Origin of the sequence: Streptococcus macacae NCTC 11558 (assembly GCF_000187995.2) — a bacterium.
In the GTDB taxonomy this organism is placed as follows: domain Bacteria; phylum Bacillota; class Bacilli; order Lactobacillales; family Streptococcaceae; genus Streptococcus; species Streptococcus macacae.
This window is the reverse complement of the sequence record NZ_AEUW02000001.1, coordinates 1750983-1764345: the sequence shown is the minus strand read 5'-3', so window position 1 is coordinate 1764345 and position 13363 is coordinate 1750983. Positions and strand designations below refer to the sequence as shown.

Sequence of the window (13363 nt, the reverse complement as noted above, 5' to 3'; positions counted from 1 at the left end):
AGCAAAACAAAAAGAGAGAATCGCTTTCGCTTGATCCTCTCTTAGCTTGATTATAATCCTGCCTATATCGTTAAAACAAGCTATTGTAATGATTAATTATAAATTTTGAAGGCGTCGTCATCATTTTGATTAACAAATGGCATTGCTTTACGCAATTCTGCACCAATTTTTTCAATTTCAAGATTTTCAGCTTCTTTGCGGAAAGCTTTTAAGCGAGGGAAGCCTGCATCATGATCTTCAACAAATTCTTGTGCAAATTTACCAGATTGAATATCAGCAAGAGCTGCTTTCATATTTTCTTTAACTTCTGGACCAATGACACGCGGACCAGTTACAAAATCACCAAATTCAGCAGTATTTGAACATGACTGACGCATCTTTTTAAAGCCACCCTCATAAATAAGGTCAACGATCAATTTCATTTCATGCAAAACTTCAAAGTAAGCTAATTGGGGAGCATAACCGGCCTCTGTCAGCACTTCGAATCCAGCTTCAATAAGATGTGTCAAACCGCCCATAAGAACAGCTTGTTCGCCAAAAAGATCTTCTTCAGTTTCTTCTTTAAAGGTCGTTACCAAAAGTCCTACACGCGCAGAACCAATACCTTTAGCCCAATCTTTGGCAATATCTTCTGCATTGCCTGTCGCATTTTGATAAACAGCATAAAGTGCAGGCACCCCAAAACCTTCTTGATAAGTACGGCGCACAAGATGACCTGGTCCTTTAGGAGCAACCATAAAAACATCTACGTCTTCTGGAGCTTTAATATAACCAAAGTGAATATTAAAACCATGAGCAAAGCCGATAGCTTTACCAGCACTCAAGTTAGGCGCAATTTCAGCTTTATAAATATCTTTTTGAATTTCATCTGGTGCTAAAACCATAATGACATCTGCTAATTTTGTTGCTTCACCAACTTCATAGGTCTCAAAACCATCCTCTTTTGCTTTATCAAATGATTTTCCTGAGCGAACACCAATAATAACATCATGTCCTGAATCACGCAAATTTTGCGCATGAGCATGCCCTTGTGAACCATAGCCGATAACAGCAATTTTCTTACCATCAAGAGCTGGAACCTTTACATCTGCTTCATATAACATTTCTACTGCCATAATAAAAAGTCTCTTTTCTAAAAAATATTTTTATTTTGCCTATAAGGCAAGGGATAACAAAGTTAAAATTAAGATAAATCTCTTGTAAATCCTGTTGCTCCCGTACGGGCAACATTTTTTACACCATAAGGCTGAATAACTCGAATCAAAGCTTCAATCTTATCAGCATCACCTGTCATCTGGATAGTAATCGATTTAGGTGCTACATCAACAACACTGGCACGAAAGGGCTGAATAATAGCCAAAATTTCCGCACGCTTACTTGTAGGAGCAGCAACCTTTATCAAAATAACTTCACGCTCCAAATGAGGTTTATCAGTAATATCTCGAACACGAACAACATCAATTAAACGATTTAGCTGCTTAATGATTTGTTCAACCTCTTCAAGCGAATCTACATCAATGATAATAGTGATTCTTGAAATATTGGGGCTTTCTGTATGACCGACCGAGATAGACTCAATGTTGACTTGGCGTCTAGATAAAACACCCGTAAAACGATTTAGAACACCTGTGGAATTCTGAAGCTTGGCTGTTAACATTCTACGCATTAAAAGTCACCCCCAGCATTTCCGCATTGCTTTTACCCGATGGTACCATTGGATAAACGTGTTCACGATCAGAAATATTCACCTCAATTAACATGGGTTTATTTTCCAAAATAACTTCCAAATCCTTTTCTAAAGTTAGAGGATCTGAAAATTTATAATGGCTGATGCCATAAGCTTTAGCCAAATATTGGAAATTAGGCTCATCGTCAAAAGTCGACTCACTGCGGCGTTCGTCATAAAAAGACTCCTGCCACTGGCGAACCATGCCAAGTGAGTGGTTATTAATTAAGATCAGCTTAATAGGAACACCGTAGCCATTTAAGATAGCCAACTCTTGATTAGTCATCTGAAAGCCGCCATCACCAACAAATAAGATGACTTCTTTATCAGGATTAGCTAACTTAGCCCCGATGGCAGCTGGAATACCAAAGCCCATTGTTCCTAAACCGCCCGATGTGACAATTTGACGTTCATTCTGATAAGGATAAAACTGCGCAGCCCACATTTGATGCTGGCCAACATCTGTCACAACAATTGCCTCTCCCTTAGTTAGCCTGCCAACTATCTCAATAGCATGCTGAGGCTTAATAATTTGTTCATCAAATTTATAGCTAAAGGGAGCTTTTGCTTGATTTTCTAAAACTTTCTCCGTCCATTCTCTATGCCTTGTAGATACCTTATCAAACTCTAATAATTGTTTTAAAGCCTGCTTAGCATCTCCTACAACAGGAATATCTGTTTTTACAACTTTACCAATCTCAGCAGGATCAATATCGACATGGGCTACAACAGCATTTTTAGCAAAGGTCTTTGGATTGCCTGTTAAACGGTCTGCAAATCGTGAACCAAAATTGATTAAAAAATCACACTCAGTTAAAGCCATATTAGCAGCATAAGAACCGTGCATTCCGCCCATTCCTAATGACAAACGATGTGCCATTGGCATAACTCCCAAACTAAGGAGGGTAGAAACAACAGGAATATTATAACGCTCGGCAAAAGCAATCAACTCAGATGAGGCTCCAGCATAATTAACACCGCCACCCGCAAGAATCAAAGGCTTCTTAGCCTTTTTTAACTGGGCTAAAATTTTTTTAATTTGTAAATTATTGGGCTCAATCGTAGGCTGGTAGCCTGGAACTGCAACTGCTGTATCATAATAGAAATCTGTCTTTTGATCTGAAATGTCCTTAGGAAGATCAATCACTACAGGACCTGAACGCCCCGTTGTTGCAATATGAACTGCTTCTGTAATAATACGCGGAATATCTGCTACATTACGGATTTGGTAGTTATACTTAGTAATAGGCATTGTAATTCCAATAATATCTGCTTCCTGAAAAGCATCTTTACCAATCCCTGGTGTTGCAACTTGGCCAGTAAAGATCAGCATAGGAACACTGTCACTCATACCATCAGCAATCCCAGTAATAGCATTTGTTGCTCCCGGTCCGCTTGTTACCACAGATACTCCAATATTACCGGTAGATTTCGCAAAACCTTCTGCCTCATGCAAAGCACCTTGTTCGTGACGTGCTAAAATGTGACGAATACGATGATGCTTATAAATCGCATCATAGAGCGGCAGTACAGCACCGCCAGGATAGCCAAAAATGGTTGTGATTCCTAAATTTTCCAAAGTGTCAAGAAGCAAATCCGATCCCGACTTAGGATTTTCGAGTTGTATTTTTTCCACAGAACCCTCCTTTTCAGCTATTGTTCAAATTTTCAAAAAATTCAAATCACTTAGTTATTATCATAACACTTTTGAAAAATATTGCAAGCTAATTTGCTAATAATCTAACTTTATTTTCAAGATTTTTTCACAAAGAAAAAGCCATTCCCAAATGGCCTTTTCTTCCTATTCAACACTAAAAAGATAAGGATAAACAGGCTGATCACCCTGATGAATTTCAACTTCAAGGTCTAAAAACTTATCTTCAAGATAAGCAGCCAATTCCTGTGCCTCGTCCTGACTGCCCTCTTCACCAACATATATAGTAGCAATCTCACTTTCTTCAGTAATCATCTTTTCAAATGTCTGCTGAAGAGCCTTATTCATTTCTGGAGCAGAAACCAAAATGCGGCCATCCACCATCCCTATAACATCATTTTTATGAATATCAAGTCCATCAATACTTGTATCACGGACAGCCATTGTGACACTGCCGCTCATCACTTCTGCCAGACTTTCAGTCATAGCTGCTATGTTCGTTTCAAGTGTGTTAGCTTCATTAAAAGCCAATAAAGCCGTGAAACCTTGAGGGACTGTTTTTGTTTCAATAACTGCAGCTGGAACATCAACAACATCTGCTGCGCTTTGTGCTGCCATAAAAATGTTTTTATTATTCGGTAAGATAATAATATTCTTAGCATTAACAGACTTAATAGCCCGAACAATGTCTTCTGTTGAAGGATTCATTGTCTGTCCGCCAGAAATAATACAATCCACTCCTTGCGATTTAAATATTTCAGCTAAGCCTTCACCAGCAACTACAGCGATAAGTCCAAATTCTTTAACATCATTTGGCACCGCTTGTGCAGTCTCTTTTTGTATCTGCGCATCATGCTGGCTGCGCATATTATCAACTTTAACTTTAACCAGAGCGCCATATTTCAGGCCTTCTTGCATGACAAGGCCTGGATCTTCCGTATGAACATGCACTTTCACAATCTCATCATCATTGACAACCAAAAGCGAGTCGCCAAGATTGCTTAAATAATTCTGAAAAGCATTATAATCAAAATCTCGGACATAGGTAGGTCCTTGTTTAAGTGCTATCATGATTTCAGTACAGTAACCAAAAGTAATATCTTCTGTAGCCACATGGCCAGCTACAGACTTATGATGCTGCGCATTAATCATTTCTGTCATATTGGCAGGGGTTGCTTGAAAGTCTTCTGAAACAGTATACTCACCTGTCATGGCTGATAAAAAGCCTTCATAAATGAAAACAAGCCCTTGACCGCCTGAGTCTACGACACCAACTTCCTTTAAAACAGGCAGTAGATCTGGTGTTTTAGCCAAGGCTGCCTTTGCTCCATCTAAAGCAGCCTGCATCACTTCAGCAGCATCATTTGTACTTTCAGATTTCTTCAGCGCTGCTGTAGCGGCTCCTCGTGATACTGTTAGAATAGTACCTTCCACAGGTTTCATAACAGCCTTATAAGCTACTTCAACACCTGCTTGCAAAGCTTGGGCTAGATCTTTTCCGGTCAGCTCATCTTTATCCTTAATACTTTGGCCAAAGCCGCGAAACAGCTGAGAAGTAATGACACCTGAATTTCCGCGTGCCCCCATCAAGAGTCCTTTGGAAAGGATTTGTCCAACTTCACCCACCTTTGCAGCAGGCTTATCTGATACTTCTTTTGCTCCGTTATCCATTGTCATTCCCATATTGGTTCCGGTATCGCCGTCTGGAACAGGGAAAACATTAAGTGAATTAACATATTCTGCTTGTTTACCAAGTCTAGTCGCAGCTGCCTGCACCATCTGTTGGAATAAACTTGTTGTAATATTTGCCACTAGTCTTCTCCTACAACTTTAATATTTTGCACATAAATGTTAACCATATCAGCAGATATGCCCAGCTGATTTTCAAGATTAAATTTAACTCTTTCTTGAATATTTTTTGAGACTTCACTAATCTTGACGCCATAGCTCATCACAGTATAAACATCAATCGAGATGCCTTCCTCCGTTGACTTGATGACAACTCCTTTAGAATAATTTTCCCTGCGCAAAAGTGCCTGAAAATTATCCTTAATGGCGCTTTTGCTGGCCATACCTACAACACCAAAGATTTCATTGGCCGATCCGCCAACTACCGTTGCAATTACATCATCAGATAATTCAATTTGACCATCTTTTGTATTAATTTTTACTGTCATCTTGCTACCTCAAAAAAGTTTTTATCAGTTTATTTTACCATAATATAAAACCCTTGTAAAAATATAGAGATTTAACCCCTTTACAATTTACTCCATAGCATATAAAATGAATACTAATAATTGGAGGTTTATCAATGATTCATTACCAAACGACTATTCTTTATGGTTTACTGATTCTGTGGGGGTTGACAGAATGGTTTATTAAAAACAGGACTAAAACCAATGGTTCTGATAATTCCCAAGATAAGGGAACAAGATATGTTATTATTATTAGCATTGTGCTGTCCATAGCTATGTTAAATAATCCTTTTAAGATTACGATTCTTCTGCCAGAGTGGGGGATTTACTTAGGTATTATTTTGATGCTTTGCGGGATCATTCTTAGAGTTTATGCCATTAACTATCTGGGTAAGGCCTTTACTTTGAATGTTCAGACTACAGATGAACAGGAATTGGTAAGGAGCGGTCCCTATGCTCTTGTGCGCAATCCCGCTTATAGCGGAACTATCATTTCCATTTTGGGCTTAGCTTTTGTAACGTTAAATGTTTTTAGCATCCTTCTTGTTCTGATAGTTTTAAGTATAGGCTATGCCATTCGTATCCATACAGAAGAACAAGCTCTTCAGGAACATTTTGGCAATGCTTATCACATTTACTGCCAAAAAGTAAAGTACCGCCTCTTTCCATACATTTGGTAACGGCGATGAAAGCTCCTTAGGATTGATTTTCTTAATTGAACAAATTAAATGCCTGAAAAACATCAAATAAAAAACCAAACGCTCCAAATGGAGGTTTGGTTATGGCCTGAAACTTCAGGCTTTTTCTTTAAACACGTTCTACTTTACCAGACTTAAGTGCGCGAGCTGAAGCCCAAACTTTTTTAGGTTTTCCGTCAATAAGAACAGTTACCTTTTGGAGATTTGGTTTTACTGCACGCTTAGTCTTATTCATTGCGTGTGAACGGTTATTAGATGATACTGTTTTACGTCCTGTAAAATAACATACCTTAGCCATTTATCTATTTCCTCCTGTTTAGTTTAAGGTGTTTTCACCACATACCGTAACATTATAGCAAAATAAAGAACATTTGACAATACTTACTAAAAAGTCGTCTGTGCCTTAGTTTTTGAGGATAATGGAAATCTTCAAAATCGCTGCTTTCTATAAATGGTCATAATCAGCTTTGTGTTTCTTAATAGTTGACTCAATTGCCTTGCGGCCTTTTCCTCTAATACTGGTATCCAGCTGACCAATAATTGTCTCTACCGCTGTCTTTCCTTCACTGGCTGCTTCAGTGATTTGCGTATCGTATTTAGAAACAATCCCATGCCGGCTGTTCTTCATCAAGGGAGCATAGATGTTTTTAATCAGTGCTCTCTCCAGTTTCTTTTTGACTTCTTTGAGATCTGCTTTACCCGTTAAAACTTCTTCAACAGTTTCTACAACACTTCCCATTTGCACCTCCTTATGCCTAAAACGCTAAAAGCCTCTTCCTTTGTGCCAGGCAGTCATCTATAGCATCCTCAGTACCAATGCGCTCTTTCTGATAGGCCTGAAACAGCTCCTCTTGCTTATCATCTAGATGCTGGCGCTCTTTTTGATAACTGAGTTCTGTTGCATCCATATACTCAGCTATCAGGTTATTTAAAACCATAAAGGCTTCCGAAGTATCTTCTTCTTGCTGCCTTAAATCAGCCGCCACTTCTTCGTACGTTTCCTCATAATAATCATTGAGAGAGCGATTCAAATCATCTAAATCAAAGGCAGCTTCTTCAAGCTGACGACGCTGAAAGTTGTAATCATCTTCCAGCGTATCCAGTTCAGCCTTATATTTTTTGATAACAGCTTCAAGGTGATCGACTTTTCGACTTATTTCTCTGACCATTGTTTAAATTCTCCTGCTAATTTGGCATCTTCGGCAAAAGCTTCTTCGACTCCTGACTGAATCTTGCCCTGCAAATCTGTATAGGCTTGGGCAATCTTCTCAGCCTGCTTAACTTTTTTGCTAAAATGACGTTCGGTTTTCCCGACAATACTGTCATAGGTAACCCCTGCTTCCGCATAGGCTTCCTGGATCTCTTCAGGGCTGAGCTCGGTGACCATAAAAGGGGCTGTCTTGGTTGTATTGAACAATATTTCCGCCGCTTCAACGGCGCTCTTCTTAGCGGACGCCACCTCTTTTTCAACCCTTGCGGCTGCTTTAACCAGACCAGAGGCAACCACCGCTGCCTGTGTACTGTCTAAGAAAAACTCTTCTTTGCCAGATAAGCCGCCCTTCTCACGCTGGGCTTTGAGCTTTGGAAAATGGTACATCCCAAGAGCCACACTGTCCAAGGCAGAACGGTACTTCGATTCTCTAGCGGAGCTGTCTTTTTCGATTTTTAGCGAACCATCCGAGCGCCACTGATAGCCGCCCCACATATGCTGCTCAATCGGATTAAAAACAGTCTTACTGTCAACATGATAAACGATTCCCACAGCATTCTCACTGTTTAAATCAACTTTATAGTTAAGCGTATCTTTGACGTAGCCTAATGGAACAGAGTCTTTAGGATCAATATAATTATGGGTTCGGTACTTTAAGGCAGCCACTTTTGCTTTTTGTTTACCGGTTAAAACGGGATAGACATTTGGGCCTTCATAAACATAAGCGCCAGAGATCCGCTTAACATCAGAGACATTTGCCAGAGCATACTGCGCATTCATTGACCCCAGAGAGTGACCATAGACTGTTACCTTAGCTTTGGGGTATGTGGCTAGCACATGATTCAAAGCAGCCGCAGCCGACTTCAGCTGGGGTGTCGCTTCTTTTTTCTTCATTATAATGTTTTTAGCCATGGGGATATCATTGTCCAGCCAGTCAGCTTTTGAGCCTTTCCCCGGAGGGGAAACTGAGCCTTGATACAGCACTGAGACTTCCTTTTTATCCGGACTTTCCACCACATAGGCCTTTAAACCCGTTTTATTAGTGACAACCTCACGGACAGTGCCGATGGTTTCTTTCTTGCCTTTATCGTTCGTGATGCGTAATTTTTGTTTTCTTTTCAGATTCTTATATTCAGCTTGCGCTATTTTCTGCCTTTCATGTTCACTATATATATCACTACTCATGAGATTTTTCCCTTTCTATTAAGTCATCTAATTTAGGTGAGTAAGCTCCACTTGAATACTCTAACTTTCCTGTATTTGAATTTTTATCAATAGTATATTCTATTTCTAACTCTTGATTTTTATTAATGTGAATTGTAAAGTTTATCCCTCCCATTGGATTATGTTTGATGGATTTCTCATTAATTTGATAGGACTGAATCTTCCCTTTATCTGTCAAAGCAAATTGATCCATTTCTTTCAAATCATCCTCTATAATCTTTTTGACTTCCTCACTCTTAACAACCCTCACCATTTGGTCGTATTCCACTTTTTGCATGATTTTATATCCTCCTATAATGACTATTCCGACAGCTAAAATGCTAGCGATCACTATACCAACAATTTTAATTGTTTTGCTCATCTGCTCTCCTTTATGTTATTTTATAAATAAACGAGGACTAATTTACTTATAGTATAACATAAGTCTATCTGTCTTTGACTTAGTATGGGGTCTTTAAACCGATTTTAGCTCCTCTGTTAATTGTAACTTCTTTACCAACTTTTAGTTTTTTATTATATTCTTGCTTTGCAATTTGTTTTTTTCTAAATCTATGTAATTAGTCATTTACCTTTTTCCTTTACTAATTTCGATAACTTTTCTGATACACTGCAAAAAGAGGCAAGGGAACTCAATTGAGCTGCCTTGCCTCTTTTGATTTATATTACATTTTACATGCCGATTGCAGGACTTGAACCTGTGACCTACGCGTTACGAGTGCGTTGCTCTACCAGCTGAGCTAAATCGGCTAACAGTAGTATTTTACTATTTCTAAAAATTTTGTCAATAAGCACAAACTGATATAAGCCTATTTTTAATTCTTTTTCTGCCTGATTAATCTTCATCTTATAATAAAAAAATCCCGCTTAAGCGGGATTTTTTGACTGACCAGCTCAATAAAATTAAGCCTTGCCTTCTGAACCGAAAACATCAATACGTTCTTCAACCGCTTCTGTAATAGCTTCGAAACCTGGTTTCAAGAACTTACGCGGATCAAAGAGTTTTTTCTTATCGTATTCTGCTTCATTTGCTTCGTATTCAGCAGCAAATTGACGTGTTGCCTTAGCAAATGCAATTTGACATTCAGTGTTTACGTTTACTTTAGCAACACCGAGTTTGATTGCTGCGCGAATTTGATCATCAGGAATACCTGAACCGCCGTGAAGGACAATTGGGAAACCTGGAACAGCTTCTGTCAATTTCTTCAAGTGATCAAGGTCAAGGCCTTCCCAGTTTGCTGGGTATGGACCATGAATATTACCAATACCAGCTGCTAAGAAATCAATACCAGTTTCAACCATTGCTTTAGCATCTTCAATCGGTGCTAATTCACCGCGGCCAACAATACCATCTTCTTCACCGCCAATAGTACCAACTTCAGCTTCTACTGAAATACCTTTAGCATGTGCTTTTGCGACAACTTCTTTAGCTTTTTCAAGATTTTCTTCAACTGGAAGATGTGAACCATCAAACATAATTGAAGTGTAACCTACTTCGATACATTCAAGAGCATCTTCATAATGACCATGGTCAAGATGGATCGCAACAGGAACAGTAATTCCCATTGATTCTACAAGAGTTTCGATAAGAACCTTACAAAGTTTGTAGCCACCCATATATTTGGCAGCACCCATAGAAGTTTGAATGAGAACTGGAGCTTTTTTAGCTTCTGCCGCACGCAAGATAGCTTGAGTCCATTCAAGATTATTAGTGTTAAATCCACCAACAGCATAGCCATTATCACGAGCTGCTTGGACGAATTTTTCTGCTGAAACGATTGCCATTTTTAAAGGCCTCCTATTAATTTTTCGGGTCTGAACCCGTTTACAAAGTTAATTTTAGCACAAATTAGTATAAAAAACCAGCCTTAAAAGAATTTTAGATCATTTTCAGATAAAAGAAAGGATTGAAAATTCTAAAACAAAAAAGACACCTAGCCAAATAATGGGGCTCTATAATTTCTGCAGTGGGTAAAACCGCTGCGGAGATTATAGGGCTTTTTGAATACCCAAAAAGCCTCATAAGACATATAATGAAAAGCGTTCAAACAACTCATGAGAAAGTGACTTATGAGACATCTTTCAATACCACAGAATTACTTGGAATAAAAGACCAAAATATCAAAATTATCTTTGCTTCTCAACAGATCCATGAACTGCACTCGCATCCAAATCATGAATCAGTTTGACCGCAAAGATACTGCTAATCCGCTATTTCAGACGGTTTTTCAGACCTTTGAAAATACAAGCCATACATGGCAAACGCTTTAGAATGAGACTGCTCAAACGCCAAACTCGAAGCAATTAATAAATTTATCAAAGATATCAAGCTCCAAGGATTTGGCTATCGCAATTTCCCTAACTTCAAGAAACGGATTTTTTTAATCTTGAATATCAAAAAGAGAGAACCAAGCGGGTTCTCTCCAGGATATAGCTTTTCGTCACTTACAGTATAGTCCTTTTGGGCTTTTTCTTGTTGTCTTGAGTTTAATTAGCACCACGGAGACCTTTATCTATTTCTATATTTTTGATTTCTGAATGATGAGATTTTCCTGTGGAATCTTGAAATGATATTAGATAAGCCAATATTATGCATTTTTTGTTATATCAAGACTATTTGCATGCAATATACTGATGAATTTAGTTATAAATATAAAAACAAATAGTAAAACTGATACAAGTAAATCAATAGTAAAAACAGGGGTATAGTCTACCATCGAATAATTAAATAAATGGACACCAAACATAACCATCGCAAGAATAACAAGATTAAACAAAAGCGAAGTGAGAAAAACAATAAGGGAGTGAATCAAGCTATAGGATAGCAAGAGCCAGAGATGATTTTGCTTTGACACTCCTAAAATACTTAACTGTTTAACATCTTTTAAATCTTGATAAGAAGATAAAATAGTGACAGAAATAACGTTAGCTAATATAACAACTATAGGAGCCGCAAGAAAAGCTAAAAAGCTAACCTTGGTCTCTGTTACACTATCCGTTTGGAACCTAGCAGAGATGTTTTGAGCTAATAATAAAAAACCAGAAATTAAAGTAATCCCCATGGCTACTGAACTCTGTAAGGATTTTAAATAGGAAGGTTTATGCAAAATAGTCCATTTGGCTAGAATCATGGCGTAATTAGATTTCGCTAAAACTTTGGATAAGAATTTTAGTTGAAAAATTTGAAGGTAGGGAGTCAGCAAGTAAATAATGAGCAAATGTAGCAAAAGCATAAAGAAAATTGAACTGAGTCTGTCAAATCTAACATTGAGAGAACTAGTGAAGGAGGCTGAATATAAAAGATAGATACAATTTAGCCACAAACCCAGAACAAGAAGTGCAAAGCTCCCCTTAGTGATTAAATGAAGAGGACGCCTTTTATTGCTTATCTTTTCTCTATCAAGCGCTCCAATTTTCAAAAGTTTTCTCGAATAATAGTATCCGCTAGCCCCGGCAATCAAGGGTACTGTGAATAAACTAAGCAAGGCTGCCCGCCAATCAAAGGAAAAAGGAATACTAGGAAGGCTCTTTTCACCTACAAAGGACTGTATGAGGGAATAGTATCCGCCAGCTAAGTAAGTCGAAAGAATGGTTGTGGCGATGCTGAAGATAAAGGTCACTAAAAACAATTGCCCGCCAATCAATAATGAAAGCTGCGAACGATTGGCACCTAAAACAGTCCAGAGTTGATAATCTTCCTTAAAAATTGAAATCAAAAAATTTATTAATCCTGAAATCAGTAAAAATAATGTCAACCCACCAAAGAAAATGATCATTTCAAAAAGTGGCGTTGGATCTGCTAAATATTTAAAGATCTCAGTATGCTTCGTGATATTAAAAATCCCACTCATTGAAGTTCCAATAATCAGACTAGAAACCAATAAAACCGGCAAAGTCCCTAACCACTGCTTCTTGCTATAGTTGAATTGATAGTAAATGAGTTTTAACATCGTTAGTCTCCTCTCATTTTATTGTTTCTGCTTCAAGAGCTTGGTATAAGGATTGAGACGTGGGCTTTAAGAGTTCTTGATAAATGACACCATCCTTTAAAATCAGAGAGCGATCTGTCTGACTGGCCAATTCAATATCATGAGTCACCATTAAGATACACTTTCCCTGATTGGCTAACTGTCGTAATAAATCAAAAATAACTTGGCGAGATAAACTATCCAAAGCACCGGTTGGTTCATCCGCAAAAATAACCTTGCTATCAGATAAAATAGTTCTAGCAATAGCCACTTTTTGCTGTTCGCCACCTGATAAGGTAGATACAAAAGCATCTAGACCAGCTTCAAATCTCAACTGTTTCATCAGTTTACGAATAGCTTCTCTATCGACCTTTTTATGAGAGAGACGTAATGGGAGGGCAACATTTTCTAAAACGGGAAGAGCGGGAACCAAATTATAAGATTGAAAAATCACAGAAATATCCTGTCTTCTCAGCTTAGCGAGTTTTGTATCGCGTAATCTATAGGGATTAACACCATTAATACTCACTTGACCACTAGTAGGTTCTGATAAACTGGCGAGACACTTTAATAGCGTCGACTTTCCAGATCCACTGATACCTAAAATGGAGATAAATTCACCATAGTCAGCACTCAGGGAAATATCCTCTAAAACTGAGATATTCCTCTGAACATCCAGTCGAAAACTTTT

14 protein-coding genes, 1 tRNA gene and 1 pseudogene are annotated in these 13363 nt (G+C 38.2%); 2 read left to right on the top strand and 14 right to left on the bottom strand.

Annotated features, from left to right (window positions below):
• Positions 1-92: 92 nt before the first annotated feature.
• From ilvC to STRMA_RS08500, 5 genes are all read right to left on the bottom strand, one after another.
• The gene (ilvC, locus tag STRMA_RS08520; RefSeq protein ID WP_003082393.1) at positions 93-1115 is read right to left on the bottom strand and encodes a ketol-acid reductoisomerase; all 1023 of its coding nucleotides are present in this window, start codon (positions 1113-1115) and stop codon (positions 93-95) included.
• A 68-nt stretch (positions 1116-1183) separates the two neighbouring features.
• Positions 1184-1666: an acetolactate synthase small subunit gene (gene ilvN, locus STRMA_RS08515; protein ID WP_003078831.1), complete on the bottom strand. Its 483-nt coding sequence runs from the start codon at positions 1664-1666 to the stop codon at positions 1184-1186.
• Positions 1659-3362 (bottom strand): acetolactate synthase large subunit, encoded by a 1704-nt coding sequence (locus tag STRMA_RS08510; protein ID WP_003080576.1) that lies wholly within the window; start codon positions 3360-3362, stop codon positions 1659-1661. The genes ilvN and STRMA_RS08510 overlap by 8 nt, the downstream gene beginning before the upstream one ends.
• Before the next feature lie 165 nt (positions 3363-3527).
• Positions 3528-5192 carry a DAK2 domain-containing protein gene (locus STRMA_RS08505; RefSeq protein WP_003080543.1) on the bottom strand — a complete coding sequence of 555 codons (1665 nt, stop codon included), beginning with the start codon at positions 5190-5192 and terminating at the stop codon, positions 3528-3530.
• Positions 5192-5557: an Asp23/Gls24 family envelope stress response protein gene (locus STRMA_RS08500; protein WP_003079288.1), complete on the bottom strand. Its 366-nt coding sequence runs from the start codon at positions 5555-5557 to the stop codon at positions 5192-5194. Before STRMA_RS08500 ends, STRMA_RS08505 begins: the two co-directional genes overlap by 1 nt.
• Before the next feature lie 134 nt (positions 5558-5691).
• On the opposite strand from STRMA_RS08500, the gene STRMA_RS08495 reads away from it, so the two are divergent.
• Positions 5692-6255 carry a methyltransferase family protein gene (locus STRMA_RS08495; RefSeq protein WP_003081018.1) on the top strand — a complete coding sequence of 188 codons (564 nt, stop codon included), beginning with the start codon at positions 5692-5694 and terminating at the stop codon, positions 6253-6255.
• A gap of 127 nt (positions 6256-6382) precedes the next feature.
• Here the strand turns inward: STRMA_RS08495 and rpmB are convergent, their stop codons facing one another.
• The 7 genes from rpmB to STRMA_RS08460 form a co-directional block, all read right to left on the bottom strand.
• On the bottom strand, positions 6383-6571 hold the full coding sequence (gene rpmB, locus STRMA_RS08490; protein ID WP_003081633.1) for a 50S ribosomal protein L28: 189 nt from the start codon (positions 6569-6571) through the stop codon (positions 6383-6385).
• A 147-nt stretch (positions 6572-6718) separates the two neighbouring features.
• Positions 6719-7012: a hypothetical protein gene (locus tag STRMA_RS08485; RefSeq protein ID WP_003081775.1), complete on the bottom strand. Its 294-nt coding sequence runs from the start codon at positions 7010-7012 to the stop codon at positions 6719-6721.
• Positions 7013-7028: 16 nt separating this feature from the next.
• Positions 7029-7442, bottom strand: coding sequence for a hypothetical protein (locus tag STRMA_RS08480; protein ID WP_003080324.1), 414 nt, complete (start codon positions 7440-7442; stop codon positions 7029-7031).
• On the bottom strand, positions 7427-8668 hold the full coding sequence (locus tag STRMA_RS08475) for an Mbeg1-like protein (RefSeq protein WP_003080323.1): 1242 nt from the start codon (positions 8666-8668) through the stop codon (positions 7427-7429). The genes STRMA_RS08480 and STRMA_RS08475 overlap by 16 nt, the downstream gene beginning before the upstream one ends.
• Positions 8661-9068 carry a DUF1310 family protein gene (locus STRMA_RS08470; protein WP_003081975.1) on the bottom strand — a complete coding sequence of 136 codons (408 nt, stop codon included), beginning with the start codon at positions 9066-9068 and terminating at the stop codon, positions 8661-8663. Before STRMA_RS08470 ends, STRMA_RS08475 begins: the two co-directional genes overlap by 8 nt.
• A gap of 313 nt (positions 9069-9381) precedes the next feature.
• Positions 9382-9454 (bottom strand) — tRNA-Thr (locus tag STRMA_RS08465).
• Between the two features lie 153 nt (positions 9455-9607).
• Complete coding sequence (locus STRMA_RS08460; protein ID WP_003079680.1) at positions 9608-10489, bottom strand: class II fructose-bisphosphate aldolase; 882 nt, start codon at positions 10487-10489, stop codon at positions 9608-9610.
• Positions 10490-10909: 420 nt separating this feature from the next.
• Between STRMA_RS08460 and STRMA_RS09715 the strand changes: the two are divergent.
• Positions 10910-11138 (top strand): annotated as a pseudogene (locus tag STRMA_RS09715) (transposase); the annotation flags it as partial.
• A gap of 154 nt (positions 11139-11292) precedes the next feature.
• On the opposite strand, the gene STRMA_RS08455 reads toward STRMA_RS09715, so the two are convergent.
• Together STRMA_RS08455 and STRMA_RS08450 are read right to left on the bottom strand one after the other, a co-directional pair.
• Positions 11293-12654: an FtsX-like permease family protein gene (locus STRMA_RS08455; protein ID WP_003078928.1), complete on the bottom strand. Its 1362-nt coding sequence runs from the start codon at positions 12652-12654 to the stop codon at positions 11293-11295.
• A gap of 13 nt (positions 12655-12667) precedes the next feature.
• The gene (locus STRMA_RS08450; protein WP_050556462.1) at positions 12668-13351 is read right to left on the bottom strand and encodes an ABC transporter ATP-binding protein; all 684 of its coding nucleotides are present in this window, start codon (positions 13349-13351) and stop codon (positions 12668-12670) included.
• Positions 13352-13363: the final 12 nt, after the last annotated feature.

Excerpts from the sequence above, each read along its gene's own strand:
- STRMA_RS08480 (WP_003080324.1), bottom strand. The coding sequence starts at position 7,442 with ATGGTCAGAGAAATAAGTCGAAAAGTCGATCACCTTGAAGCTGTTATC.
- STRMA_RS08495 (WP_003081018.1), top strand. The coding sequence starts at position 5,692 with ATGATTCATTACCAAACGACTATTCTTTATGGTTTACTGATTCTGTGG.
- STRMA_RS08475 (WP_003080323.1), bottom strand. The coding sequence starts at position 8,668 with ATGAGTAGTGATATATATAGTGAACATGAAAGGCAGAAAATAGCGCAA.
- STRMA_RS08460 (WP_003079680.1), bottom strand. The coding sequence starts at position 10,489 with ATGGCAATCGTTTCAGCAGAAAAATTCGTCCAAGCAGCTCGTGATAAT.
- STRMA_RS08485 (WP_003081775.1), bottom strand. The coding sequence starts at position 7,012 with ATGGGAAGTGTTGTAGAAACTGTTGAAGAAGTTTTAACGGGTAAAGCA.
- STRMA_RS08455 (WP_003078928.1), bottom strand. The coding sequence starts at position 12,654 with ATGTTAAAACTCATTTACTATCAATTCAACTATAGCAAGAAGCAGTGG.
- ilvC (WP_003082393.1), bottom strand. The coding sequence starts at position 1,115 with ATGGCAGTAGAAATGTTATATGAAGCAGATGTAAAGGTTCCAGCTCTT.
- ilvN (WP_003078831.1), bottom strand. The coding sequence starts at position 1,666 with ATGCGTAGAATGTTAACAGCCAAGCTTCAGAATTCCACAGGTGTTCTA.
- rpmB (WP_003081633.1), bottom strand. The coding sequence starts at position 6,571 with ATGGCTAAGGTATGTTATTTTACAGGACGTAAAACAGTATCATCTAAT.
- STRMA_RS08470 (WP_003081975.1), bottom strand. The coding sequence starts at position 9,068 with ATGAGCAAAACAATTAAAATTGTTGGTATAGTGATCGCTAGCATTTTA.
- STRMA_RS08500 (WP_003079288.1), bottom strand. The coding sequence starts at position 5,557 with ATGACAGTAAAAATTAATACAAAAGATGGTCAAATTGAATTATCTGAT.